Origin of the sequence: Microbacterium sp., from assembly GCF_044508325.1 — a bacterium.
In the GTDB taxonomy this organism is placed as follows: Bacteria; Actinomycetota; Actinomycetes; order Actinomycetales; family Microbacteriaceae; genus Microbacterium.
In genome coordinates this window covers 171643-196227 of the sequence record NZ_JBIQHX010000002.1, presented here as the reverse complement: position 1 = coordinate 196227, position 24585 = coordinate 171643, and the positions used below count along the sequence as shown (strand labels likewise).

At 70.8% G+C, this 24585-nt stretch carries 33 protein-coding genes; 23 read left to right on the top strand and 10 right to left on the bottom strand.

Going from position 1 to position 24585, the window contains the following annotated elements; genetic code table 11:
* Positions 1-195, top strand: a 195-nt coding sequence (locus tag ACIWQI_RS02445; RefSeq protein ID WP_396655488.1) for a hypothetical protein, incomplete at its 5' end; no start/stop codon positions are given.
* Positions 196-296: 101 nt separating this feature from the next.
* On the opposite strand, the gene ACIWQI_RS02440 is transcribed toward ACIWQI_RS02445, so the two are convergent.
* Genes ACIWQI_RS02440 through xseA form a run of 7 tightly spaced genes read right to left on the bottom strand, consistent with a single transcriptional unit; the run spans position 297 to position 6778 of the window.
* The gene (locus ACIWQI_RS02440) at positions 297-953 is read right to left on the bottom strand and encodes a response regulator transcription factor (protein ID WP_396655487.1); all 657 of its coding nucleotides are present in this window, start codon (positions 951-953) and stop codon (positions 297-299) included.
* Positions 950-2479 carry an ATP-binding protein gene (locus ACIWQI_RS02435; RefSeq protein ID WP_396655485.1) on the bottom strand — a complete coding sequence of 510 codons (1530 nt, stop codon included), beginning with the start codon at positions 2477-2479 and terminating at the stop codon, positions 950-952. The genes ACIWQI_RS02440 and ACIWQI_RS02435 overlap by 4 nt, the downstream gene beginning before the upstream one ends.
* Positions 2480-2504: 25 nt before the next feature.
* On the bottom strand, positions 2505-3899 hold the full coding sequence (locus tag ACIWQI_RS02430) for a class II fumarate hydratase (protein WP_396655484.1): 1395 nt from the start codon (positions 3897-3899) through the stop codon (positions 2505-2507).
* Positions 3900-3935: 36 nt separating this feature from the next.
* The gene (locus ACIWQI_RS02425; protein WP_396655483.1) at positions 3936-4589 is read right to left on the bottom strand and encodes a carbonic anhydrase; all 654 of its coding nucleotides are present in this window, start codon (positions 4587-4589) and stop codon (positions 3936-3938) included.
* Positions 4586-5236, bottom strand: coding sequence for a DUF4245 family protein (locus tag ACIWQI_RS02420; RefSeq protein ID WP_396655482.1), 651 nt, complete (start codon positions 5234-5236; stop codon positions 4586-4588). The genes ACIWQI_RS02425 and ACIWQI_RS02420 overlap by 4 nt, the downstream gene beginning before the upstream one ends.
* On the bottom strand, positions 5236-5469 hold the full coding sequence (locus tag ACIWQI_RS02415) for an exodeoxyribonuclease VII small subunit (RefSeq protein WP_396655481.1): 234 nt from the start codon (positions 5467-5469) through the stop codon (positions 5236-5238). Before ACIWQI_RS02415 ends, ACIWQI_RS02420 begins: the two co-directional genes overlap by 1 nt.
* A 10-nt stretch (positions 5470-5479) precedes the next feature.
* A complete protein-coding gene (gene xseA / locus ACIWQI_RS02410) occupies positions 5480-6778 on the bottom strand; it encodes an exodeoxyribonuclease VII large subunit (RefSeq protein ID WP_396655479.1) in 1299 nt (432 codons plus the stop codon).
* A 78-nt stretch (positions 6779-6856) separates the two neighbouring features.
* Here xseA and ACIWQI_RS02405 point away from each other — a divergent pair, with 78 nt between their 5' ends.
* Genes ACIWQI_RS02405 through ACIWQI_RS02385 form a run of 5 tightly spaced genes read left to right on the top strand, consistent with a single transcriptional unit; the run spans position 6857 to position 10334 of the window.
* Positions 6857-7903 carry a 4-hydroxy-3-methylbut-2-enyl diphosphate reductase gene (locus ACIWQI_RS02405; RefSeq protein ID WP_396655599.1) on the top strand — a complete coding sequence of 349 codons (1047 nt, stop codon included), beginning with the start codon at positions 6857-6859 and terminating at the stop codon, positions 7901-7903.
* Positions 7900-8502 carry a DUF6264 family protein gene (locus tag ACIWQI_RS02400; protein ID WP_396655478.1) on the top strand — a complete coding sequence of 201 codons (603 nt, stop codon included), beginning with the start codon at positions 7900-7902 and terminating at the stop codon, positions 8500-8502. Before ACIWQI_RS02405 ends, ACIWQI_RS02400 begins: the two co-directional genes overlap by 4 nt.
* Before the next feature lie 52 nt (positions 8503-8554).
* The gene (locus tag ACIWQI_RS02395; RefSeq protein ID WP_396655477.1) at positions 8555-9061 is read left to right on the top strand and encodes a sigma-70 family RNA polymerase sigma factor; all 507 of its coding nucleotides are present in this window, start codon (positions 8555-8557) and stop codon (positions 9059-9061) included.
* Positions 9058-9753 (top strand): anti-sigma factor family protein, encoded by a 696-nt coding sequence (locus ACIWQI_RS02390; protein WP_396655476.1) that lies wholly within the window; start codon positions 9058-9060, stop codon positions 9751-9753. The genes ACIWQI_RS02395 and ACIWQI_RS02390 overlap by 4 nt, the downstream gene beginning before the upstream one ends.
* 29 nt (positions 9754-9782) lie before the next feature.
* Positions 9783-10334, top strand: coding sequence for an MOSC domain-containing protein (locus ACIWQI_RS02385; RefSeq protein WP_396655475.1), 552 nt, complete (start codon positions 9783-9785; stop codon positions 10332-10334).
* A 19-nt stretch (positions 10335-10353) separates the two neighbouring features.
* On the opposite strand, the gene fbaA is transcribed toward ACIWQI_RS02385, so the two are convergent.
* Positions 10354-11385 (bottom strand): class II fructose-bisphosphate aldolase, encoded by a 1032-nt coding sequence (fbaA, locus tag ACIWQI_RS02380; RefSeq protein ID WP_396655474.1) that lies wholly within the window; start codon positions 11383-11385, stop codon positions 10354-10356.
* Between the two features lie 85 nt (positions 11386-11470).
* Here fbaA and glpX point away from each other — a divergent pair, with 85 nt between their 5' ends.
* Together glpX and ACIWQI_RS02370 are read left to right on the top strand one after the other, a co-directional pair.
* Positions 11471-12460: a class II fructose-bisphosphatase gene (glpX, locus tag ACIWQI_RS02375; RefSeq protein WP_396655473.1), complete on the top strand. Its 990-nt coding sequence runs from the start codon at positions 11471-11473 to the stop codon at positions 12458-12460.
* A gap of 77 nt (positions 12461-12537) precedes the next feature.
* Entirely contained in the window at positions 12538-12750 is a 213-nt protein-coding gene (locus tag ACIWQI_RS02370; protein WP_396655472.1) for a UDP-N-acetylmuramyl pentapeptide phosphotransferase, read from the top strand.
* Between the two features lie 2 nt (positions 12751-12752).
* Here ACIWQI_RS02370 and ACIWQI_RS02365 read toward each other — a convergent pair whose 3' ends face one another.
* Positions 12753-13346, bottom strand: coding sequence for a 3'-5' exonuclease (locus ACIWQI_RS02365; RefSeq protein WP_396655471.1), 594 nt, complete (start codon positions 13344-13346; stop codon positions 12753-12755).
* 81 nt (positions 13347-13427) lie between these two features.
* Between ACIWQI_RS02365 and ACIWQI_RS02360 the strand changes: the two genes are divergently transcribed.
* The 15 genes from ACIWQI_RS02360 (at position 13428) to ACIWQI_RS02290 (ending at position 23036) form a co-directional block, all read left to right on the top strand.
* Complete coding sequence (locus ACIWQI_RS02360; RefSeq protein ID WP_396655470.1) at positions 13428-14177, top strand: class I SAM-dependent methyltransferase; 750 nt, start codon at positions 13428-13430, stop codon at positions 14175-14177.
* 46 nt (positions 14178-14223) lie between these two features.
* A complete protein-coding gene (ychF, locus tag ACIWQI_RS02355) occupies positions 14224-15297 on the top strand; it encodes a redox-regulated ATPase YchF (RefSeq protein WP_396655469.1) in 1074 nt (357 codons plus the stop codon).
* A gap of 138 nt (positions 15298-15435) precedes the next feature.
* A complete protein-coding gene (locus tag ACIWQI_RS02350; RefSeq protein WP_396655468.1) occupies positions 15436-16320 on the top strand; it encodes a GyrI-like domain-containing protein in 885 nt (294 codons plus the stop codon).
* A 69-nt stretch (positions 16321-16389) separates the two neighbouring features.
* Positions 16390-16599 (top strand): DUF4287 domain-containing protein, encoded by a 210-nt coding sequence (locus ACIWQI_RS02345; RefSeq protein WP_396655467.1) that lies wholly within the window; start codon positions 16390-16392, stop codon positions 16597-16599.
* Positions 16600-16635: 36 nt separating this feature from the next.
* The gene (locus tag ACIWQI_RS02340) at positions 16636-17124 is read left to right on the top strand and encodes a DUF6790 family protein (protein ID WP_396655466.1); all 489 of its coding nucleotides are present in this window, start codon (positions 16636-16638) and stop codon (positions 17122-17124) included.
* A 73-nt stretch (positions 17125-17197) separates the two neighbouring features.
* On the top strand, positions 17198-17767 hold the full coding sequence (locus ACIWQI_RS02335) for an alpha/beta fold hydrolase (RefSeq protein WP_396655465.1): 570 nt from the start codon (positions 17198-17200) through the stop codon (positions 17765-17767).
* A 129-nt stretch (positions 17768-17896) separates the two neighbouring features.
* Positions 17897-18460, top strand: a complete 564-nt coding sequence (locus tag ACIWQI_RS02330; RefSeq protein ID WP_396655464.1) for a dihydrofolate reductase family protein — start codon at positions 17897-17899, stop codon at positions 18458-18460.
* A gap of 58 nt (positions 18461-18518) precedes the next feature.
* Positions 18519-18893 (top strand): hypothetical protein, encoded by a 375-nt coding sequence (locus ACIWQI_RS02325; protein ID WP_396655463.1) that lies wholly within the window; start codon positions 18519-18521, stop codon positions 18891-18893.
* A gap of 56 nt (positions 18894-18949) precedes the next feature.
* Complete coding sequence (locus ACIWQI_RS02320; protein ID WP_396655462.1) at positions 18950-19384, top strand: VOC family protein; 435 nt, start codon at positions 18950-18952, stop codon at positions 19382-19384.
* An 18-nt stretch (positions 19385-19402) separates the two neighbouring features.
* On the top strand, positions 19403-19792 hold the full coding sequence (locus tag ACIWQI_RS02315) for a VOC family protein (protein WP_396655460.1): 390 nt from the start codon (positions 19403-19405) through the stop codon (positions 19790-19792).
* Complete coding sequence (locus ACIWQI_RS02310; RefSeq protein WP_396655459.1) at positions 19793-20386, top strand: GNAT family N-acetyltransferase; 594 nt, start codon at positions 19793-19795, stop codon at positions 20384-20386.
* Positions 20387-20396: 10 nt separating this feature from the next.
* A complete protein-coding gene (locus ACIWQI_RS02305; RefSeq protein WP_396655458.1) occupies positions 20397-20870 on the top strand; it encodes a methyltransferase family protein in 474 nt (157 codons plus the stop codon).
* A gap of 82 nt (positions 20871-20952) precedes the next feature.
* Positions 20953-21468, top strand: coding sequence for a lipocalin family protein (locus ACIWQI_RS02300; RefSeq protein WP_396655457.1), 516 nt, complete (start codon positions 20953-20955; stop codon positions 21466-21468).
* Between the two features lie 26 nt (positions 21469-21494).
* Entirely contained in the window at positions 21495-22307 is an 813-nt protein-coding gene (locus ACIWQI_RS02295) for an Fpg/Nei family DNA glycosylase (RefSeq protein ID WP_396655456.1), read from the top strand.
* Between the two features lie 168 nt (positions 22308-22475).
* A complete protein-coding gene (locus ACIWQI_RS02290; protein ID WP_396655455.1) occupies positions 22476-23036 on the top strand; it encodes a hypothetical protein in 561 nt (186 codons plus the stop codon).
* A 7-nt stretch (positions 23037-23043) separates the two neighbouring features.
* Here ACIWQI_RS02290 and ACIWQI_RS02285 read toward each other — a convergent pair whose 3' ends face one another.
* Positions 23044-24537: a DHA2 family efflux MFS transporter permease subunit gene (locus ACIWQI_RS02285; RefSeq protein WP_396655454.1), complete on the bottom strand. Its 1494-nt coding sequence runs from the start codon at positions 24535-24537 to the stop codon at positions 23044-23046.
* Positions 24538-24585: the final 48 nt, after the last annotated feature.

Genomic DNA, 24585 nt, shown 5'->3' with positions numbered 1-24585 from the left:
AAGGACAAGCGCAAAGGCAGCGACCAGTCCGACCTCAACAGCAACCGCGACACCGCGCTCGAGAACGCGCCGGGGCAGAACAAGGACAAGCGCAAAGGCAGCGACCAGTCCGACCTCAACAGCAACCGCGACACCGTTCCCGGTCTCGCGGATGATTCATCCGACCCCGATACCCCCGACTCCGGCGGCGGATGACCAGAGCAGTCGCGCAATCCCAGACCGCGCGATTGATCGGTCGAGCCCAGCTCGGCCTGGGCCCCCGGTGTCCCCCAGCACCGGGGCCCGCCCCTTTCGGCCTACTGCCAGCGGTAGCCGGCGCCACGGACCGTGACGATGCGCTCTGCGCCCAGCTTGGCTCGGAGATATCGCACATAGACGTCGACGATGTTCGAGCCCGGATCGAAGTCCAGGCCCCACACGCGGCTGAGCAGCTGCTCGCGGCTGAGCACCTGCCCGGGGTGGCGCAGGAACTGCTCGGCGAGCGCGAACTCGCGTGCGGACAGGTCGAGCTCCCGCCCGTCGACGGTGGCGCGGCGGGTCAGCGGATCGAGCACGACGTCGTCGTGGACGATGTCCAGCCGCTCCGTGGTGACCGTCTCGCGCAGGCGGGACCGGATCCGGGCCAGCAGCTCGTCGAACTTGAACGGCTTCGACACGTAGTCGTTCGCCCCCGCGTCGAGGCCGCTGACGGTGTCCAGCGTGCTGCTGCGGGCGGTCAGCATGATGATCGGGATCGCAGAGCCCTCGGCGCGGAGCCTCGTCAGCACTTCGAAGCCGTCCATCGTCGGCAGTCCGACATCCAGCAGGATCAGATCGATGCCGCCCGCCAGGGCGCGCCGATACGCGTCGGCGCCGTCCTCGGAGATCACGGTGGTGTAGCCGGCTGACTCGAGGCCCCGGCTGACGAAGGAGGAGATGCGCGGTTCGTCCTCCGCGATGAGGATGCGGGTCATCGCGCGACCTCCCGGCGCAGCGTCGGCGCCGGCAGGTGGCGGTCGACGGGGTCGGCTTCGCCCACACCCTGCGGGGTGGCCGCGGGGACGCGGATCGTGAAGGTCGCGCCGCCTCCGGGAGTGTCGGTGACATCGCAGCTGCCGCCGTGCGCCTTGGCGATCGTCTCCACGATCGCCAGGCCCAGCCCGGACCCGCCGACCGCCCGCGTCCCCTGCGCGCGATCGAAGCGCTGGAAGATGCGGTCGCGGAACTGGGGTGGGATGCCGGGCCCGTGGTCGCGCACCCACAGCAGCGCCGCGCCGTCCTCGATCGTGCTTCCCACCTCGATCAGGGAGTCCGGCGGCGTGTACTTCGAGGCGTTGTCGGCGAGCTGCAGCCACGCCTGCAGGAGGCGGTCGGCATCTCCTTCGACGACTCCTTCGCCCATCGCCGTCAGGCGCCAGTCGTGACCGGGGATGGCCATCACCAACTCGCCGAGGCGGGAGGTCAGCGCGCGCAGCTCGACGGCGCCCATGGCGAACTGGTCGCCTTCGACCGCTGCCAGCAGGTCGATGTCCTCGACCAGACGGGTGAGCCGGTCGAGCTCGGCGATGCCGATGTCGCGGGTGGCCTGGACATCGCCGGCGTCGCCGGCATCCATCATCTCCAGGTGCCCGCGCACGATCGTGATGGGCGTCTTCAGCTCGTGACGGACATCGTCGAGCAGCTGACGCTGCGCGCCGACCGAGCCCTCGAGCCGGTCGAGCATCGAGTTGACCGTGCGGGTCAGGTCGGAGATGTCGTCGTTTCCCCGGGCGGGGATGCGCGCGCCGAGGTCGGAGATCGTGATCGCATCCGCGGTCGCCCGCAGCCGGCGGATCGGCGACAGCAGACGCCCGACGACGAACCAGCCGATGCCGGCGATGGCCAGCAGCGTCCCCGCCGCCGCGATGCCGAACGTGATCATCGATGTCGCGACCGGCTCGAGCTCGGCCCCCAGATCGACCGCGCGGATGTACAGGCCCTCGGCCGGATCGCCCGGCATGTGCACGGGGATCGCGATGTAGCGCAGCGTCCCGCTGCCGGTGACGGCGGTGCCGAGCGTGGCGCCGCCGGCGGCCCGGGTCTCTTCGACGGCGCGGGCGACGAGCTCGCCGTTCTGTGCGATGTCGAAGCCGGAAAGTGTCTGCGGCACCAGGCGCGGCACCTCGTCGATGACGCCGACGGACGCCTCGTTGCGGCCGGGGACGAGCCGGCGCACCGCGTCGCGCAGGTACTCCTCGACGGACTCGAACTCGCCGCCGGCGAGATCCTCCATCGTCGTGCCGGGCGCCGTCGCGCCCGGGGTGCCGCCGGCGACCGGCGATGCCATGGCGTCGAGCGTGGCCACCTGCGTGTTCAGGCGGCTGTCGACCTCGCGGAGGATCCGCTCGCGCTGCACGAACAAGGTCACGCTGCCCACGATGAGGAATCCGACCAGCGCCACGGCCAGGATCGTCCCCAGGATCCGTGCGCGTGCCGAGATCATCCTCGAACTGCGCATCATCCTCCGATTATGACCCCCCGGCCGATCAACCGGGGTGCGTCATGGAGAGCAGGTCGAGCTTGGCGTCGAGCTGCTCCAGCGTGATCTCGCCCCGATCCACGTAGCCCAGGGCGAGGACGGCCTCGCGGACGGTGATGCCCTCGGCGACGGCGTGCTTGGCGATCTTCGCGGCGGCCTCGTAGCCGATGACCTTGTTCAGCGGCGTGACGATCGACGGGGACATGCCCGCGAGCGCCGTGACCCGCTCGAGGTTCACCTCCAGGCCGTCGATGGTCTTGTCGGCGAGGACGCGGGAGGAACTCGCCAGCAGCCCGATCGACTCCAGCACGGCGGTGCCCATGACCGGGATCGCCACGTTCAGCTCGAACAGGCCCGACGCCCCCGCCCACGCGACGGTCGCGTCGTTGCCGATGACCCGCGCGCACACCATGAGGACCGCTTCCGGGACGACGGGATTGACCTTGCCCGGCATGATCGACGAGCCGGGCTGGAGGTCGGGGAGGTGCAGCTCACCGAGCCCGGTGTTGGGGCCGGAGCCCATCCACCGCAGGTCGTTGTTGATCTTCGTCAGCGAGACCGCGATCGTGCGCAGCGCCCCGGACGCCTCGACCAGCCCGTCGCGGTTCGCCTGTGCCTCGAAGTGGTCCTTCGCCTCGGTGATCGGCAGCTCGGTGTCGGCGGCGATGAGCTCGATGACCCGCTGCGGGAAGCCGACGGGCGTGTTGATGCCGGTGCCGACCGCGGTGCCTCCCAGGGGCACCTCGGCGACGCGGGGGAGCACCGCCTGGACCCGCTCGATGCCGAGGCGGATCTGGCGCGCGTAGCCGCCGAACTCCTGACCGAGCGTCACCGGGGTGGCGTCCATCAGGTGCGTGCGCCCCGCCTTGACGACGGTCTTCCACTCGTCGGCCTTGGCCTCCAGCGCCACGGCCAGGTGGTCGAGCGCGGGGATGAGGTCGTCGATGAGCTCCTGGGTGACGGCGATGTGCACCGACGTCGGGAACACGTCGTTGGACGACTGCGACGCGTTGACATGGTCGTTGGGGTGCACCGGTGCGCCCAGCGCGCGGGTCGCGAGGGTGGCGAGCACCTCGTTCATGTTCATGTTCGACGAGGTGCCGCTGCCGGTCTGATAGACGTCGATGGGGAACTGGTCGGCGAACTCACCCGCGATGATGCGGTCCGCCGCGACCACGATCGCGTCGGCGATGGTGCCGTCGAGGTGGCCGAGCTCCTTGTTGGCGATCGCCGCGGCCTTCTTGATCCGCGCCAGCGCGACGATCTGCGCGTGCTCGAGGACGTCGCCGGAGATCGGGAAGTTGTCGACCGCGCGCTGGGTCTGCGCGGCGTACAGGGCGTCCCGGGGGACGCGCACCTCGCCCATGGTGTCGTTCTCGATGCGGTACTCGATGTCGGCCACAGCTCTTCCTCTCGGGTGGTGGGGACGTGGGATGCGTCAGGCGGACGCGCGGATGTCGACTCCGACGCCGACGATGGGCACGGCGGTGCCCTCGGCGAGCCGGTAGTTCGCGCCGACGATGCCCAGGCGGCCTTCGGCGACGGCGTCGCTGATGAGCTCGGAGGACTCCATGATCTCGGCGACCGTGTTGCGAAGATGCTCGCGGCCGACCAGCTCGGGGTCGATGTCAGCGGGGACGGAGCCGCCGGTGGCCGCCAGCACCTTGCGTGCCGCGGGCACGATCGGGGCGATCAGCTTCCAGATGTGCGGCGGCAGCGGCGCGGAGTCGATCGCCGCGCTGTCGATCGCGGCGCGCACGGCGCCGCAGCTGTCGTGCGCGAGCACGACGATCAGCGGCACGTCGAGGACGGTCGTCGCATACTCGAGGCTGGCGACGATGGACTCGCCGACCACCTGCCCGGCGTTGCGGACCACGAACAGGTCGCCCAGTCCCTTGTCGAAGATGATCTCCGCCGCCAGACGCGAGTCCGAGCATCCGAAGATCGTGGCACGCGGGTGCTGCACGTTGGCGAGCTCGTGGCGGCGCTCGACATCCTGGCGGGGGTGGCGGGGGCTGCCGGACACGAAGCGGGCGTTGCCGCGCAGCATCTCATCCCACACCTTCTGCGGCGTCGGAGGCTGTTCCGTCATCTCGCGTCCTCCGCCTCCGACGCACGCTCTTTCAGCTGCGTGCTCAGCGATGCGGCCACGAGCGCCAGGTCTGCGTCGGTGGCGGCGCCGTAGACGAGGATGTGGTCGTCGCCGCTCTGGGTGCCCAAAGCCGCGGTCACATTGCCGGTGGAGGCGGGGTCGGCGATCTCGTACCGGTCCCACACGATCCCGTCGATGGCGACGGTGTCGGCGGGCGCGGTGCCGCGGAGCTTGCGCGACGCCCAGTTCTCGTCGGCGCCGAAGCCCTGGGCGACGCGGATGAAGTCCACGTCCGCGGGCAGCGCGTACACGATCGTCCACGCGGAGATGTCGCCGGATTCGACCGCGGCGACGTTGACCGTCCAGTCGGCGGGCGCCGTCGGCACGACGACGTCGATGTCACGGGCGGCCTCGACTTCCTGGGCGACCACGGCCACGTCGATCGGTGCGCGTTCGGGCAGGTCTCCGCGCGGCACCCCGAGGACGATCACGAGGACGACGCCGAGGGTGACCAGCATCGCCGCGACGAGGTTGCGGGTCGTCTGGCTCGAGCGGTACGCCCGGGATGCCTCGGCCTTGCGGTCCGCGGTCTCCTCGGGGGTCTCGGGGCGACCGAGCTCCGCGACGACACGCCGTGTCGAGGCCATCACCGGGGCGCCTCCGGGTCTGAGGCCGCGCGGGCGGCGTCGAGCCGGCGCTTCGCGCCCAGCAGCCACTCCTCGCAGCGCGCGGCGAGAGCCTCGCCCCGCTCCCACAGCGCGAGCGAGTGCTCGAGCGTGGGCGCTCCCTGCTCGAGCTCGGAGACCACGCGCACCAGCTCGTCGCGCGCCTGCTCGAAAGACAGCGACGCGACATCGGGTGCTTCACTCGGCGCGGTCATGCCTCCCATCTTAGGCGCGGTGCTCCACCGGCCCGGGCGCCTCCCGGCCGGCGACCTCGCCGCGCGACACCGCCGCGAACGACCCGCGGCCGACCGTGACGACGACCTCGGCACCGTCCGGCGCCTGCTCCGCATCACGCACGATCTCCCCGCCCTCCAGCTGCGCGATCGCGTAGCCGCGCGCGAGCGTCGCACCGGGGGAGAGCGCCCGCAGCGAGGCGCGCAGCTCGTCGACGCGGCGGCCCCCGGCATCCATCGTCCGCTGCAGCACCTCGCGGCCGCGCGAGACCAGCACGAACAGCTCGTGCTCGCGACCCTGCAGCATCGTCTCCGGGGTGCGCAGCGAGGGGCGGGAGCGCAGCTGCTCGAGCTGAGCGATGTCGTGCGCCACCCGCTGGGTGAGCCGGTTGGTCAGCCGCCAGCGCAGCTCGCGCACGAGCGCGCGCTGCTCGGCGACGTCGGGAACCAGGCGCTTGGCGGCATCGGTGGGGGTGGAGGCGCGCAGATCGGCCACCTCGTCCAGCAGCGGACGGTCGTTCTCATGCCCGATCGCGCTCACGACCGGGGTGGATGCCGCAGCCACCGCCCTCACGAGGCGCTCATCGCTGAAGCCCAGCAGCTGCTGCGGGTCGCCGCCGCCGCGTGCGATGACGATCACGTCCACCTCCGGGTCGGCGTCCAGCCGCTGCAGCGCCGCAATCGTCTCCGGCACGCAGCGGTCGCCCTGCACCGCGGCGTACACGGTGCGGAACCGCACCTGCGGCCAGCGCAGCTCGGCGTTGCGGTGGATGTCCTTCTCGGCGTCCGATCGCTCACCGGTGATCAGCCCGATCAGGTGCGGCAGGAACGGGATGGGCTTGCGGCGGGCCGGGTCGAAGAGGCCTTCGGCGCGCAGCTGGGCGCGAAGGCGCTCGAGCTTCTCGAGCTGGTCGCCCAGCCCCACGTGGCGCATCGCCGACACCGTGAAGGTGAAATCGCCCTGACGCACGAAGTAGTCGGCCTTCACGCATGCCACCACCCGATCGCCGACCTTGAGGTCGCGCGGGAGTCGCTGCAGCGTCTTCGACCAGATCCGGAAGGCGATGTGGGCGTCGGTGTCGAGGTCTTTGAGGCGGCCGAACACGTTGCCGCTGCGCAGGTTCCACGAGGTGATCTCGCCCTCGACCCAGACGAAGCCCCACTTCTCGACGAACCCGCGGATCGTGTCGTTCAGCCGCGACACCGACGTCGGAGCGTCGGGCTTCGAGTCCCTCGGGTGCACCAGGTCGGGCTCGGCCGGCTCGCCCGGCTGCGTGCGGAACTCGGTCATCGTCTCCTGCCCAGGGCCCGTGCAGGTGCACGCCCGTAGAATCGAAGGGTGACCAGCACCCCTCTCGTCGGCCTGCCCGTGCCCCGGATCCCTCCGAAGGGCGCGAAGCGTCAGGGCCCGCTTCAGGATAACCCCGTGGCCGGACCCAAGCGGGTGCTGCTGGCCGCGCCCCGCGGCTACTGCGCGGGCGTCGACCGCGCGGTCATCGCGGTCGAGAAGGCCCTCGACCGGTTCGGCGCTCCGGTGTACGTGCGCAAGCAGATCGTGCACAACATCCACGTCGTCACCGAGCTCGAGCAGAAGGGCGCCATCTTCGTCGAAGAGGTCGAGGAGGTGCCCGAGGGCGCCCACGTCGTCTTCAGCGCCCACGGGGTCTCGCCCGCCGTGGTGCAGTCGGCGTCCGACCGCGGTCTGCACGCGATCGACGCGACCTGTCCGCTGGTGACCAAGGTGCACCGCGAGGCGGTGCGCTTCGCGCGCGACGACTTCGAGATCCTGCTCATCGGCCACGACGGCCACGAGGAGGTCGAGGGCACGGCGGGCCACGCCCCCGACCGCGTCACGGTCGTCAACTCGCCCGACGAGGCCGACACCGTGCAGGTGCGCGACCCGTCGCGGGTCGTCTGGCTGTCGCAGACCACGCTGTCCGTCGACGAGACGATGGAGACGGTGCGGCGGCTGCGCGCGCGCTTCCCGGAACTCCACGACCCGCCCTCGGACGACATCTGCTACGCCACGCAGAACCGCCAGGTCGCGATCAAGAAGGTCGCCCGCGAGGCCGACCTGGTGATCGTCGTCGGCTCGGCGAACTCCTCCAACAGCGTCCGCCTCGTCGAGGTCGCCCTCGAGAACGGAGCCAAGGCCGCCCACCGCGTCGACTACGCCGACGAGGTGCAGCAGGAGTGGCTCGACGGCGTCCGGACCGTGGGGGTGACCAGCGGCGCCTCGGTGCCCGAGGTGCTCGTGCGCCGGGTGCTCAGCGATCTCGCCGAGGCCGGCTACCGCGACGTCGAAGAGGTGCGCACCGCCGAAGAGGACCTCATCTTCTCCCTCCCGAAGGAGCTGCGGCAGGATGCCGCGGGTCGCCGCGACGACCGCGCCCTCGGAGGACGGGTGCGGGCGTGAGCGACCTCGCCCCGGAGACCGGGCCGGACGGCCGGCCCCGCCCTCGCTACGGCGAATACGCGACCCCGGAGGAGCAGCGCGCGCGGATCCAGCAGCCCGATGCCACCTTCGCGCTCGATGCGGGCATCACCGCGGCGCCGACGGCGCAGCCCGCCGCGCGGCCGGGGATCTCCGACTCGGCGATGCCCGGGCAGGCCGTGCCCGGCGCAGGACCTGCCGGCGCCGCGGCCCGCCGGCATCCCGTCGACCGCATCGTGACGATCGCGCTCCTGGCCTACGGAGCCATCAACGTGGTCTTCTCGGTGATCTCGTTCTTCGACCTCCCGGAACTGGCCACCCGGGCACTGCAGATCCTGGGCTCGTCCGCCGAGTTCACCAACGTCGAGGCGGCGCGGGTGTGGGGGCCGATCGCAGCCGTCGTGCTCGTCATCGGCTATCTCGTGACGCTCCTGCTCGCCCTGCGGCGGCTGCGCAGCGGGCGTCTGGCATGGTGGGTGCCCCTGGCCGGCGCCGCGGCCACCTACATCGCCGTGTACATCTGCCTGGCGGTCCCGCTGCTGGGCGATCCCGCCTTCGTCGAGTACGCGACGACGCGCTGAGCAGGTGAACCGCCGGCCCGCCGTCCTCGTGTCATCCACAGGGAGGTGAAGGATGCCGACGGACGATGTCGAGCGCCTGACCGCGCTGTACGACGCCCACGCGGCATCCGTCTGGCGCTACGTCGTGCACCTCACCGGCGACCGCGCCGGGGCGGACGACATCGTGCAGGAGACCATGCTGCGGGCATGGCGTTCGCCCCGCATCCTCGAGCAGGACCCGGCCTCCACGCGCGCCTGGATGATCACCGTGGCACGCCATCTCGTGGTCGACGAGGCGCGCAGCGCGCGACGCAGGCACGAGCATCCGGTCGCCGACCCGCCGGAGCGGGTGAGCGCGGACGACACGGACGCGCTGTTCGACACGATCCTCATCCAGGAGGCGCTCGCCACGCTCACCGAGGATCACCGCGCCGCGATCGTGAAGGCGTACTACGGAGGGCTGAGCACCGCGCAGACCGCCGCAGAGCTCGACATCCCGGAGGGCACCGTGAAGTCGCGCCTGCACTACGGACTGCGTGCGCTGCGACTCGCGCTGCAGGAGAGGGGGGTGACGCGATGACGTCCGATCGGCACCGGCTCGCCCACGAGAGGTTCTGGCAGTGGGACGCCGCGTACGTGCTCGGCGCACTGACCGCCGCGGACCGTCACGCGTACGAGGAGCATCTGGACGGCTGCGAGCAGTGCCGCCTCGCCGTCGCCGAACTCGCTCCCACGGCGGCGCTGCTGTCGCGGCTTCCCGCGGCGCAGTCCGAGCGGCTCGAAGAGGGACCCGGCGAGCACGCCCGCGCCGGCCTCGTGATGCTCGCCGAGGCGCGCGCCCGTCGGCGCCGGCGCACGATCTGGGCCCTCGCGATCGCCGCTGTCGTCGTGGTGGTCGCCGCCGTGGCCGTCCCCCTCGCCATCGGGGGGCTGAGCCGTCCGACGGCCGTGTTCGCGCTGGAGGAGGTCGCGGACGTCCCGCTGACCGCGTCGGTGCGCCTGACCGACGTGGCCTGGGGCACGCGGATCGAACTCGAGTGCGCCTACCCGGAGGTCTCCGGCATCGATGTGCCGGAAGGAGGCTGGACCTACGCGCTCGCGGTCGTCGACGCGGACGGCACCGCGGCCACGGTGTCCACCTGGCGCGCCGCCCCGGGCACGTCCGCGCGGCTCAGCGCGGGCAGCGCGCTGGACGTCTCCGACATCGCCGCGATCGAGATCCGCACCGCCAAGGGCACCGTGCTGATGCGGCACGACGTCGCGGGCGGTTGAGCGGTCGGCAGCGCGCATAGGATTGCGGGATGCCTGAGCTTCTCGCCGTCTGCGTCGTGCGCCGGCTGCTGCCCGACGCGGGGCCGGTCGGGGTCACCGCCATCGACAAGGGCCCGGTCGCCGGTCCGGTGCGCATCGGCGAGTTCGGCGCGTACGCCGACGTCCAGGCCGATCGCAAGCATCACGGCGGCCGCGACAAGGCGCTCTACGTGTACGCACAGGAGGACGCGCGGTTCTGGGAGCGCGAACTGGGCCGCGCGCTGCCGCCGGGGTGGTTCGGCGAGAACCTGCGCGTGTCGGACCTGGATGTCAACGCGGCCCGGATCGGGGAGCGGTGGCGCATCGGCGACCGGGTCGAAGTCGAGGTGACCATGCCGCGCACGCCCTGCCAGACGTTCGCGCGCTGGGTCGGCGGCGACGACGAGCGCGGGTGGGTGAAGCGATTCTCACGCGAGCGCCGGCTCGGCCCGTACGTGCGGGTCGTGCGGACGGGCCGCGTCCAGGCCGGAGACCCGATCGAGGTCATCCACCGGCCGGCGGACGCGCCGAGCATCCTCGACGTCTACCGCGAGCCGGCCTGATCGCGTCGGCGCGACGGGGCTACGCGGCGGGGGACTTGCCGTACGAGCCCAGCTGCCGTGTGGACTCGACGACGCGGGCGGCCATGGCGGACTCGGCGATCTTGCCCCAGGCGCGCGGGTCGTACTGCTTCTTGTTGCCCACCTCGCCGTCGACCTTGAGCACGCCGTCGTAGTTCGTGAACATGTAGCCGGCGATCGAGCGGGTGAACGCGTATTGCGTGTCGGTGTCGACGTTCATCTTGATGACGCCGTTGGCGACCGCCGTCGCGATCTCGTCGTCGGACGAGCCGCTGCCGCCGTGGAAGACGAGGTCGAGCGGCTTCGCTCCGGTGCCGAACTGCGCCGCGATGCCCTCCTGGATCTCGCCGAGCAGCTCCGGGCGCAGCTTGACGTTGCCGGGCTTGTACACCCCGTGCACGTTGCCGAAGGTCAGCGCGGCGATCCAGCGTCCGTTCTCGCCGAGCCCGAGCGCCTCGACCGCCTTGGCGACGTCGCCGGTGGTCGTGTAGAGCGCCTCGTTCGTGCCCTCGTGCTTGACGCCGTCCTCCTCGCCGCCGACGACGCCGATCTCCACTTCGAGGATCGCGTTGATGTTCTTCATCCGGGGCAGCAGCTCCCGGGCGATCTCGACGTTCTCGTCCAGGGGCACGGCCGAGCCGTCCCACATGTGGGACTGGAAGATCGGGTCGCGACCTGCCCGCACCTCCTCCTCCGAGGCGGCGATCAGCGGCAGGACGAAGTCCTCGAGTGCGGGCTTGGGGCAGTGGTCGGTGTGCAGGGCCACGGTGATCGGGTAGTTCTTGGCCACCTCGGTCGCGAACTTGGCGAACGCGATGGCGCCCGAGGCGCGGCCCTTGACGGTGTGGCCGGCGAAGTAGTCGGCGCCGCCGGTGGTGACCTGCAGGATGCCGTCGGAGCCGGCCTCGGTCAGACCCTGCAGCACGGCGTTGACCGTCTGGGAGCTCGAGACGTTGATGGCGGGGTAGGCGAAGCCTCCGGCCTTCGCGCGGTCGAGCATGTCGGCGTACTGGTCGGGGGTGGCGACGGGCATGACTGCTCCTGTTCCTGGGCGACGGTCTCGCGAGTCACTCTAGCGAAGGGGGTCGCGGCGAAGGGGGTGGCTTAGGCTCGGAGCCATGGTGAGCCTGACCGCGGATATGAGTCCCCTCCACCCCGACCGCAACCTCGCCCTCGAGCTCGTGCGCGCGACCGAGGCCGCGGCGATCCGCTCGGTGCCGTACATCGGCCGCGGCGAGAAGGAGAAGGCCGACGGTGCCGCCGTCGACGCCATGCGCGCGTTCCTGCACACCGTGAGCTTCGACGGTCGCATCGTCATCGGGGAGGGCGAGAAGGACAACGCGCCGATGCTGTTCAACGGCGAGAAGGTGGGCAACGGACAGGGTCCCGAGTGCGACATCGCCGTCGACCCGATCGACGGGACCTCGCTCACGGCCGCCGGCCGCAACAACGCGATCTCGGTGATCGCCGTCTCCGACCGCGGCACGATGCTCGACGCCTCCACCGTCTTCTACATGGACAAGCTCGTGACCGGCCCGGCCGGGGTGGGCGTGGTCGACATCCGCCTGCCGATCGGCGAGAACATCCGCCGTCTGGCCAAGGCGATGGGCAAGCCCGTCGAGGACATGGTGGTCTCGGTGCTGCACCGCCCCCGTCATGAGCAGCTCATCGCCGAGATCCGCGCAGCGGGCGCCGGCACGCGCCTGATGACCGACGGCGACGTCGCCGGCGGCATCAACGCGGCCCGCCACGACACGCGCACGGACATGTGCGTGGGTGTGGGCGGCAGCCCCGAGGGTGTCGTCACCGCGTGCGCCATCAAGGCGCTCGGGGGACATATCCAGGGCCGGCTGTGGCCCCGGGACGACGACGAGCGCCAGCGCGGCATCGATGCGGGGCTCAAGCTCGACGGGCACGTCTACGAGGCCGACGACCTCGTGCGCGGCAAGAACACGATCTTCGTGGCGACCGGCGTCACCGACGGGCAGCTCGTGGCCGGGGTGAGCCGCAGCGGCGACTACGTCTACACCGAGAGCGTCGTGCTGCGAGGTGCGTCGGGGACGCTCCGTCGCATCTCGTCGGAGCACCTGTTCTCGAAGTGGCTGTGAGGTCGCGCCCCGCGTCGTGATGCGATTTCCCAGGGGGCTCTGGCAGAATTCACATGTCGCACACGGAAAGGCAGTCCATGGCAGTTCACGATGTCCAGTCCTCTTCGCCCCGTACGGGCGCGCAGGCCGTCATCGCCCATGCCACCGACCCTGCCCGACGCGCCGACGTCCTCTTCCGCGTGCGGCGCGAGCAGGGTCATGAGATCAGCTCGTGGTGGATGGTCGGCGCCTTCTTCCTCGTGTCCGCGGGCGTCATCGCTCTGCTGAGCTTCGTCCCGGGCGGGCACTGACCTCACGCGACCTGCGCGACCGGCTCGGCCGTCGCGATGCGCGACAGCTTCACCCCGAGTGTCTCGGCCAGCGCCGGCATGTCGGGAGCGCCGACGCGCCGGGCGGCGTCGATCATGATCTGCGCGCACGCCAATGCGTCCGCCGACGCATCGTGGTGGGTGAAGGAGCCGAAGCCCGCCGCCGCCGCGACCAGCGGAAGTCGGTACGACTCGAGGGCGTACACCTTGCGTGAGACCTGCAGGCTGCACATGTATCGGTACGGCGGGCAGACGTCTCCGGTCGCGTCGCACGCGCGCTTGAGCACACTCATGTCGAACCCGGCGTTGTGCGCCACCAGCACGTCCGCCCCGGCGAAGGCGGCCAGGTCATCCAGCTGATCGCTCCAGCGCGGGGCGGAGATCACGTCGATGGCGCGGATGCCGTGGATCCGCGTGTTGAACGGGTGGAACTCGTCATGGCCCGGCGGCGGCTGGATCAGCCACCCCGCCGTGGCCACGATGCGTCCGGCGCGCACGCGGGCGAGGCCCACCGCACAGGCCGACGCGGTGCTGGAGTTCGCCGTCTCGAAGTCGATCGCGGTGAAATCCAGTGGCACGCCACAAGGCTCACCCGCGTCGGAGGCCGCGGCGGCCAGGCGCGCCGACGAACGCCGATCCGCCGGGCATAGGCTCGACCCATGGCCAGTCGCGATGAGATGTCGACATCGTTCGGACGGGCAGCGTCGGTCTACGAGACCGGACGGCCCGAGTACCCGGCCGAGGCGGTGGCTTGGATGCTGCAGCCCGTCGCCTCGCACGAGCGCAGCGTCCGCATCGCCGACGTGGGCGCGGGCACGGGCAAGCTGACCCGGACGCTCGTCGAAGCCGGCGCGGAGGTCGTGGCGATCGATCCCGACCCGGCGATGCTCGAGGCGCTGCGCTCCGCCGTGATCGGGGTGCCGACGTTCGTCGGCACGGCCGAGCGGCTGCCCCTGCCGGACGCCGCGCTCGACGCGGCCGTGTTCGGGCAGTCGTGGCACTGGGTCGAGCCGTCGGCGGCATCGGCAGAGGTCGCCCGCGTGCTGCGCTCCGGGGGAGTGCTGGGCCTGATCTGGAACGTGCGCGACGAGTCGGCCCCGTGGGTGGCCCGCATGACCCGCATCATGCGCGGATCCGCCGCCGAGCGGATGCTCGCGTCGGGCTCCCCGCCGGTCGCGGCACCGTTCGGCGGGCTCGAAGAGCTGGTCCTGCGCTGGCAGCGGGCGATGACCCGTGACGCGCTGTTCGCGATGGTGCGCTCGCGCAGCCACCACATCACCGCGTCCCACGCCGAACGCGCACGGATCGACGCGGAGCTGGGAGAGCTGTTCGACGAGGTCGGTGCGGTGGGCGAGGCGGAGATCGCCCTGCCCTATGTGACACGCGCGTACCGCGGCATCCGCCCCTGACGCCGGCCGCCGGCGGCCCGCGGGGCGCCATCTAGACTGGATGCCCGTGGCTCTCACCATCGGAATCGTCGGCCTCCCGAACGTCGGCAAGTCGACCCTCTTCAACGCCCTGACCAAGAACCAGGTGCTCGCGGCGAACTACCCGTTCGCGACGATCGAGCCCAACATCGGGGTGGTCGACCTGCCCGATCCCCGGCTCGAGAAGCTGGCCGAGATCTTCGGCTCCCAGCGCATCCTTCCCGCCACGGTGTCGTTCGTCGACATCGCGGGCATCGTGCGCGGCGCGAGCGAGGGCGAGGGCCTGGGCAACCAGTTCCTCGCGAACATCCGCGAGGCCGACGCGATCGCCCAGGTGGTGCGCGGCTTCAGCGACAGAGACGTGGTGCACGTCGAGGGCGCGGTCGATCCCGCCGGCGACATGGAGACCATCAACGCCGAGCTGCAGCTGGCCGATCTGCAGACCCTCGAGAAGGCGATCCCCCGCTACGAGAAGGAGGTGAAGGGCAGGAAGCTGGATGCCTCGGTGCTCGAGACCGCGCGGGCGGCGCAGGAGGCCCTCCAGAAGGGCGTGCTGCTTTCGGCATCCGGCATCGATCTCGCGCCGATCCGCGAACTCGGCCTGCTCACGGCCAAGCCCTTCATCTTCGTGTTCAACGTCGACGAGGGCGTACTGACCGACCCCGCACGCAAGGCCGAGCTGGCAGCCCTCGTGGCCCCTGTGCAGGCGGTCTTCCTCGACGCGAAGATCGAGTCCGAGCTCATCGACCTCGACCCGGAGGACGCCGCCGAGCTGCTCGCCTCCACCGGGCAGGAGGAGTCGGGCCTCGATCAGCTCGCGCGGATCGGCTTCGACACGCTCGGGCTGCAGACCTACCTCACCGCAGGGCCGAAGGAGGCCCGGGCCTGGACGATCGGCAAGGGCTGGAAGGCGCCGCAGGCGGCGGGAGTCATCCACACCGACTTCGAGAAGGGCTTCATCAAGGCCGAGGTGATCTCGTTCGACGACCTCGTCGATGCCGGCTCGGTGGTCGAGGCCCGGGCGCGTGGCAAGGCGCGGCTGGAGGGCAAGGACTACGTCATGCAGGACGGCGACGTCGTGGAGTTCCGCTTCAATGTGTGAGGCGCCAGCGTTTCCGCGGACCGCCGCGATGGTCGCGCGTACGTCGGCGGGGTAGTCCACGCCCCCAGCACCCGTCGAGCACCCGATCGGATCGGACCGGAGATGTCGGGCGGCCGCCGCGTCCGCCCGGGAGAGTGGATGGCGAAGGGAGCCGTGGTGATCGAGATCCTCAACCGACTCGTCGACGAGATCGAAGTCCGCCTCGGCGACGAGGTGGATGTGGATGCGTTCGCCGCCGGCATGGGGACGACCGGCTACCACGCCCGCCGTATGTTCTCGTCGCTGGCGGGGATGCCGCTGTCCGAGTACGTGCGGCGCCGCCGGATGACCGTGGCGGCCGCGGACGTCATCGGCGACGAGGATCTGCTGACGATCGCCGTCCGATACGGATACGGATCGACCGAGGCGTTCGGCCGCGCGTTCCTCGCCGTCCACGGTGTGAGCCATCGCGCCGTCCGCCGCGACGGCGGCCCCCTTCGCAGTCAACCGAAACTCAGGTTCCGCCTGACCGTCGAGGGGAGTGTCCCGATGGACGCCCGAATCACCCAGCGCACGCAGTTCCGGCTCATCGGCCACGCCGCCCGGGTGCCGCTCATCCACGAGGGTGTCAATCCGCACATCCAGGCGCACATCCAGGCGCTGCCCGCTGAGGCGCATGCGCGGCTCAAGCAGCTCAGCAGCGCCGAACCGCCGGGGCTGCTGCAGGTGAGCGCCGATGTCGACCCCGATGCCGCCGAAGGCAGCGACCTCACCTACCTGCACGGTGTCGCGGTCACCGCCGAGACGCCGGTGCCCGACGATCTCGACGCGATCGAGGTGCCGGCCGGGGCGTGGGCGGTGTTCCGCACGACGGGTCCGCATCCGGAAGCGCTGCAGTCCGCATGGGCGGCGACGGCGACCGAGTGGTTCCCGTCGAACCCCTGGCTGCTGCGACCCGGTCCCTCGATCGTCGCGATCATCGACCGCGCTGCGGATCTCAGCACGGCGACCTGCGAGCTCTGGCTCCCGGTCGAACGCGGCTGACCCGCGCACGGGCAGGGCCGGCCGGTCAGCCGTTGATCCGCGTCGGGCCGTTGTGGGAGGGTGGTCCCCGTGTCAGAGAAGGTGAAGGGCCCGAAGTCGTACTTCCCGTCGATCGAGGCGAACTACGGCAAGAGCATCGATGACTGGATGGAACTGCTGCGGCCGCACGCCGGCGAGAAGCACATGGAGCAGGTCGCGTTCCTGAAGGAGCAGGGCATGGGGCACGGTCATGCGAATGCGCTGGTGCACGTGTTCCGCTCGGAGTACGGCGGCGCCTGAGCACCCAGACCCATCCCCGACGAAAGCGAGCTTGCCATGCGTCCGGTCTATCCCGTCGTGATCGTCGTCCTGACGGTCGTCGCGCCCCTGGTCCACATCATCGTGGTGCTCGCCGGCTCCGGCTGGACCGCCGATCCGTGGCCGGTGATCGGCAGCGCCTTCGTCTTCTGGGCGGTGGGGATCCGCCTACTGGCGGCCGGACTCAGCCAGATCCTGAGGCCGGGATTCACCTCGCAGGGGATCCTCGGCACGAAGGACGGGTCGGCGAATCAGATCGTCCAGGAACTCGGCGCGGCGAACGTCGGGATGGGCGTCATCGGCCTGGTCGCGACGCTGTGGCTTGCGGAGTGGATCCCCGCGGCAGCGCTCGTGGCCTGCATCTTCCTGGGATTCGCGGGCCTTCGCCACGTCGCGAAGAAGGGCAAGAACCTGAACGAGGCGGTCGCCACGTACACTGACATCTTCGTGGCGCTGGTGCTCGCGGCATATCTGGTCGCGACGCTCGTCACAACCCTCGCCCGCTGAGCCCGGCTCGTCGAGCGAGGTGGCGCCGAGCGCACTCCGACAGACGAACGCCCCGAACCCGACAGGACGATCCATGCCCGACATCCAGATCTTCGAGCCCGACGGCCGCGCGATCCCGTTCATCGACGAGGGGGGAGACGGCCCGGCGCTCGCGCTGATCGTCGACCGCGGACTGGAGGCGGATGCGCTGGGCACGGTCGCGCACTTCCTCGTCGAGGAGGAGGGCTTCCGGGTCGTGCGCATCGGCGTGCGTGCGGGGGCGGATGCCGCGAGCCGGCCGGAACTCGCACGGGATGCCGTCGACGTTCTCGGCCATGTCGGCCTCGGCCGCGCGTGGGTGGGCGGTCACGGGTTCGGCGGCACGGTCGCACGTGTGGTCGCCGCCGAGCATGAGGACCGCGTGGGCGGACTGCTCGTGCTCGCCGCCGAGGACGAGCAGGTCCCGCTGCCGGCGACCCTGCCTGTCCTCGTGATCCAGGGCTCCGACGATGACGCGTCGCCGGCCGCGTACGCCGACAGGCTGCGGGATGCCGCGCCCGAGCGCGTCAGCGTCGCCACGATCGCCGCCGCCGGACGCCTCTTCCCGGCCACCCATCCCGGCGAGACCGCGGCCACGATCGAGGCCTACCTCGGCTGGGACTGATCCGACTGCCTGTGCGTGTCTGCCGCGGGAGGTAGTGTCGGCCGGAGATGGACGTCATTGCAGCAGGCAGGTGCGGCGGGCCGGTGTGCGCACGGGCGGCAGGCGCTCGACGACTGAGAGGAGACCTGGATGCGAAGCGTGACGTATTCGATGGGGATGACCCTCGACGGCTGCATCACCGGCCCCGACGGCGGCATCGAGTGGTCGACGCCCAGCGATGCGCAGTTCCGTCACCACATCGACGAGCTGCGCGGGGTCGACGTGCATGTGCTCGGGCGGCGGCTCTACGAGACGATGCTCTACTGGGAGCCGGGCGGGAACGACGCCTCGTTCGACGCGGCCGAGCAGGAGTGGGCGATGCTGTGGCGGGCGCTGCCGAAGGTCGTCTTCTCGCGCACGCTGACCGCAGTGCAGGGCAACACACGCCTGTTGTCGGGTGGACTCGCTGAGGAGATCGAGCGGCTGCGCTCCGAGCCGGGGGACGGCGACATCGCAATCGGCGGGGCCACGCTCGCCGCCGAGGCTGCCGCGCTGGACCTCATCGACGAGTATCGGGTGATGGTCCATCCGGTGCTGGTGGGCGGCGGCACTCCGCTCTTTCCCCGGGCCGCACGGCGGGTCGACCTGGAGCTGGTCGAGAGCCGCACGTTCGATTCGGGCGTGCTCTTCATGCGGTACCGGGTGAAACACTGACCCGCGCGCGGGGCCCCGGCTGTCGACACGGTGCGCCGGGCGATGCCATGCTGACCGCATGAAGAAGCTCTCGCGCCTGGCCGTCGCCGCGGCCGTCATCGCGACCCTCGGCCTCACTGCGTGCGCACCCCAGGCCGCCGTGATCGCTCCCGTCACGATGAACGTCAACGATCTGCAGGGCGCCACCGTCGACCTCGTCGTCGGGCAGGCGCTCAACATCGACACCGGCGACCTCGCGGTCGACAGCTACACCGGGGAGGTGGCGGATCCGTCTGTCGCCGAGTTCGTGCCCGGCCGCACGGACGGCGACGCGACGTTCAACCCGGGCGTGAAGGCGCTGGCGCCGGGGTCGACTGCGGTGACGATGACGAACGAGAGCGGCGGCATCCAGCCTCTCGAGTTCACGGTGACCGTCGCCGCAGGCGATCAGTAGGCGATCCTCCCGTCGCAGGAGCGAGGGGCGTCGGAGGCGGCGAATAGACTCGCGGGATGCCGTTCGTAGACCATCTCGGAATGACCGTGGACGATCTCCCGGCCGCGATCGTGCAGTGGGACCCGGTCCTCACCGCGCTGGGATACACCCGCACGGATGCGCACGCCTCCGTCGCGTGGGACCGGGACGGCGCGACCGAGCTGATCCTGTTCCCGGCACGCGAGCCGGGGACCGGTCCGCACCGGCACGGCACGGTGGGCTGGCAGCACCTCGCGTTCGACATCGCCACGCGGGCGGAGGTCGACCGTCTGCACGCGATCGCCGTCGCTGCCGGCTGGTCGGTGGTGCGGGAGCCGAAGCTCTACCCGCGGTTCAACGAACGGTATTACGCGTCGTTCGTCGAAGACGACAACGGGATCCGCATCGAGTTCGCCCACAACCCGCCGCGCACCACGCCACCGCGCGGCACGGTGGCCGGAACGGGCGTGTGAGGGCAGAGGAGGAGACGTATGGCCGGATGGGCAGTGATACCGACGATCAGGGTCCCCGACATGGACGCGGCGATCGCGTTCTATCGCGACAAGCTGGGCTTCCGTCTCGACCGCGACGACTACTCGCCGGTGAACAACTCGCTCGTGCGCGGGGACGCCCGCATCCAGCTCGAGACCCCCGGCGACCTCTTCGGCGCGGGGTACAACGAGGCGATCCGCCGGCGCATGGACAGTGTGTCCGCCACCACCCTCTACATGGAGGCGGACGACATCGATGAGCTGTACGCGCGGGTCGGAGAGCTCGGCATCACGATCGTCGATCCTCTGGGCGAGCGGCCCTGGAATCTGCGCGAGTTCACCATCGAGGACCACCGCGGTCATTGGCTCACCTTCTGGAAGCGGGACTGAGTGGTCTTCGGCGATGCGGCGGCCGCCGTCCCCGGCGGGCTCGCGACAGACGAGTTCGTGCTGCTGCCGATCACCGCCGACGACGCCGAGCGCGACTACGACGCCGTCATGGAGACCCGCGAGCACCTGCGGCTGTGGGAGCAGTCGAGCTGGCCGGCCGATGATTTCACCGTCGCGGCCAACCGCGACGACCTGATCGGGCTCGAGAAGCGCCACGCCGAGCACCGCGCCTTCACCTACACGGTGGTCGACCCGGACGGCGTCGAATGCCTCGGGTGCGTGTACATCTTCCCGATCACCGCGGCCTTCCTCGCCCGGTCCGAGGTCGTCGCCGTCGGCGAGGACGCGTGGGATGAGGTGGAGGCTTTCGTCAACTTCTGGGTGCGCGGCGCGCGGATGGCGACGGGAATGGATGCCCGGCTGCTCGCCGCGCTGCGCACCTGGCTGCACGACGAGTGGGGGTTCGAGCGAGTGGTCTTCGACACGAGCGAGACGTTCACCCATCAGGTGGCACTTCTCGAGCGGACGGGCATGACTGTGAAGTTCCGGCTGCGCGAGCCGGGGAAGGCTGCCGACCGACTCTCCTACGGGTGAGGATCGCCTCATGTCGAAGCATCCCGTTCTCATTCCGCCGCCCGTGTGGGCGGTCACCGCAGGAGCGCTGCAGCTCGTGCTCGCGCGTCGGCGACGGCCGACGGCGGCCTCGATCGCCTCGGGGACGGTCATCGGCGTGGCGGCCGCAGGGATCGCCGGCGCCGCCGTGCTGGCCTTCCTGCGGGCCGGCACGACGATCAGCCCCGAGCATCCGCACCGTGCGTCGGCCCTGGTCACGACCGGACCGTTCCGATGGACGCGCAACCCGATGTACATCGCGCTGACGGGGCTGCTCATCGCTCATGCCGCGGTGCGGCGATCGTGGCTCGCACTCGCGCCGGTCGCCGGGTTCGTCGCGGTCATCGACCGCGTCCAGATCCCCGCCGAAGAGGGCGCGCTGCGGGCGCGGTTCGGGCGTGCCTACGAACGCTACCGGGGCAGCGTCCCCAGATGGGTCGGCGCTCGGCGTCGCCGACGGGGCTAGCACGCGCCACGCGACTCCGCCAGCCCCGGGACGTGCACGCCGCGGCGACATAGCATCGGGCACCCACGGAAGGAATGAACCGATGACCGCTGCCACCGAGGTGCACACCGTGTACGCCCTCGACCTCGACCGCTATCTCGGCCGCTGGTTCGAGATCGGCCGCCTGCCCATGAAGCACGAGGACGACGGCGCGACCGACGTGACCGCCACCTACTCGCTGCAGGAGGACGGCGCGATACGCGTCGACAATCGCTGCTTCGACGACAAGGGAGAGCCCACTCAGGCGATCGGCGAGGCGACTCCGGTGGAGGGCGCCACCGCGAAGCTCGAGGTGAGCTTCCTGCCCGAGGGGCTGCGGTGGATCCCGTTCACCAAGGGCGACTACTGGGTGCTGAGGATCGACCCCGCATACCGCATCTCGCTGGTGGGGACGCCCGATCGCCGCAACCTGTGGCTCCTGGCGCGAGAGCCCGCGATCGACCCCGCGGTCGAGGCCGAGTACCTCGCGGCAGCCCGCGCGCAGGGCTTCGACCTGACGGACTGGATCCGCACGCCGCAGTCGGGTCGCTCGGTGACCGACGACATGCTCGACGACTGATCACCCCGGGGTGGGAAGATGTCAAGATGCCGGAGTCACCGGAAGTGCAGGCGCTCGCAGACTTCCTCGATGCGCGGATCACCGGCCACACGGTCGTCGACACGGATCTCGTCGAGTTCCGGGCGCCGAAGACGCGCAGCCGTCCGCTGACCGACGTGACCGGTCGGCGCATCTCGGCGGTCGGCCGCCACGGCAAGCACCTCGATCTGGCCCTGGAGGGCGCGCACCTCGTCGTCTCGCTGGGACGGCACGGATGGGCCCGATGGAGCGAGCCGGGCGAGCATCCGGATGAGCAGGCCGATCCGCCCGCGCTCGCGTCGCTGACGGTCGACGACGGGGGGCTGCTGGAGCTCACCGATGCCGGCAGCTGGGTCTCGCTCGGGCTGTTCGTCGTGGACCGCCCCGAAGAGGTCTCCGCGATCGCCAAGCTCGGCTCCGATCCGGCCGACCCTGCGTTCACCCGCGACGACTTCGACCGCGCGGTGCGGGGGCGCCGCAAGCAGATCAAGGCACTGCTGCAGGAGCAGGAGTCGCTCGCCGGCATCGGCAACGCGTACTCCGACGAGATCCTTCACGCGGCGCGGATCTCGCCCCTGGCGCACGCGTCGGCCCTCGACGACGAGGCCCTGGACCGCCTCTTCACGGCGACCGTCGGCACGGTGCGCGACGCGTTCGAAGCGCGCCGTGGCATCCCGATCGACCGCCTCAAGGAGGCGAAGACGGCCGCGATGCGCGTGCACGGCCGCACGGGGGAGGCCTGCCCCGTCTGCGGCGGCACGGTGGAGGACTTCCGCGCCGGCGGCACCGTCGCGCAGTACTGCCCGGTCTGTCAGGCGTGAGCGTCACCCCACCGGGTTCGCGCTCGCATACGATGGGATCCATGGCCACATCCAACCTGCCCGCCCCCGCCCTCAAGCCCGTCGCCGACGAGGCGAACCTCATCGCCGTGATCGACGAGGGCGCCTCGTGCTGCGGTGGAGGCTGCTGCTCCACCGAGTGACCTCGACGTGGCCGAACCTCTCGACGCGGCGGCGCCTCGCGACGACGCGGCGGCGGACCCCGGTCGCCCCCTGGTGGAGGCTGCGCGCCTGCGATTCGCGCAGATCCTCATGTCCGAGGAGTCGATCTACGGGCTGATCCTCGTCTCCGGCATGATCGTCGTCAGCCGGAGCATCGTCGGCACGTCCCTGAACGCCCTGATCACCGTGGTCGTGACGGTGATCGTCTTCTTCGCCGCCCACGTCTACGCGGGGACCCTGGCGCGCCTCGCGTCGTCGCACGGAGCCACCCTGGGCACGAGCGTGCGCGCGGCGGCCCGCCACTCCCAGGGCATGCTCCTGGTCTCGCTCATCCCGATCGCGGTGCTGCTGCTGGGCGTGACCCGCGCCGTCGACGACGACCTCGCGATCTGGTTCGCTCTGGCGGTCGACACCGTGCTGCTCGGGCTGCTCGGGTGGGTCGCGGTGGCCCGTTGGACGCCGCGGTTCTGGCCTCGACTATGGGGCTCGCTCATCACGGCCGGGTTCGGTCTGGTGATCGTCGTCATGAAGGTGTTCGTCCACCACTGACCGACGATCAGTGTCCGACGGAGCGCTCCCCGGCGTCGTCCGCGGGCTTGCGGATCAGGAACGCGCCCACGATGGTGGGCGCCGCGATGATCGCGGCGATCAGGAACGCACCCCGGAACCCGCTCGCCTCGGCGGCGAGCTCAGGCATCCCGCCGGTCATCCCGCCGCGCATGATGGCCGACATCACCGTGAACATGACCGCGATCCCCGCGGCGCCCGCGACCTGCTGGATCGTGCCCAGCACGGCGCTTCCGTGCGAGTACAGCATGCGGGGGAGCGAGCCCAGGGACGCGGTGAACAGGGGCGTGAACGACATCGCCAGCCCGAGCGACAGCACGGTCTGCACGGCCAGGAGCAGCCACGGTGAGCTGTGCTCGCCGATCGTCGTGTAGAACCACAGCACCGCATTGGTGATCAGTGCGCCGGGCACCAGCAGCACGCGGGTGCCCCAGCGGTCGTAGATGCGGCCGATGACCGGCCCGAGCACCCCCATCAGGACGGCGCCGGGCAGCACCATGAGACCGCTCTCGGTGGGGCTGAGCCCGAGCACGTCCTGCAGGAACAGCGGCAGGATCGTGATCGTGCCGAAGAACGCCACGGCGATGAGCAGCATCTGCAGGATCGACAGTGAGAAGTTCGGCACCCGGAACACCCGCAGATCCAGCAGCGCGTCGTCCACGCGCTGCAGGCGCAGCTGGCGCCAGATGAACAGCGCCAGTGCGATGGCGCCCACGGCGAATGCCACGCCCAGCGTCCACGTGGCCGCGGTGGCCGCCTCAGCGCCGGCGCCGCCCTCCGCCGCACCGCCGATCTGGCTGAGGCCGAAGACGATGCCGCCGAAGCCCAGTGCCGAGAGGATCACCGACGGGACGTCGATCGGAGCGGGCCGCGTCTCGCCGATGTTCTCCATCCAGCGGGCCCCGACGACGAGCATGATGAGCGCGATCGGAAGCACGATGCCGAAGATCCAGCGCCAGTTCAGCGTGTCGAGGATGACCCCCGCCAGGGTCGGGCCGATGGCCGGTGCGAGCGACATCACGATCGAGACGCGCCCCATCATGCGCCCGCGCATGTGCGGGGGCACCACGGTCATGAGGGTCGTCATCAGCAGCGGCATCATGATGGCCGTGCCGGAGGCCTGGACCACGCGAGCGGCGACGAGCACCTCGAACCCGGGCGCGACGAGGGCCAGCAGCGTGCCGCCGGAGAACAGCGACATCGCGGCGAGGAAGACGCGGCGGGTGGGGAACATCTGCAGCAGGAAGCCCGTGATCGGGATCACGACCGCCATCGTCAGCATGAAGGCGGTCGTCAGCCACTGCGCCATGAGCGCGGTGATGCCCAGATCGTCGATGAGGTGGGGGATCGCCACCGCCATCGTCGTCTCGTTGAGGATGGCGACGAAGGCGGCACCCAGCAGCAGCCAGATGACGCGCGACTCCCTGCGGTCCAGGACGTCGCCTCGGGCCGGAATGGGGGTGCTTGCGGTATCTGTCGTCAAGAGAGGCTCCTCGGGGTGATATCGGCGGCGTTCCCCGAGGGAAACACC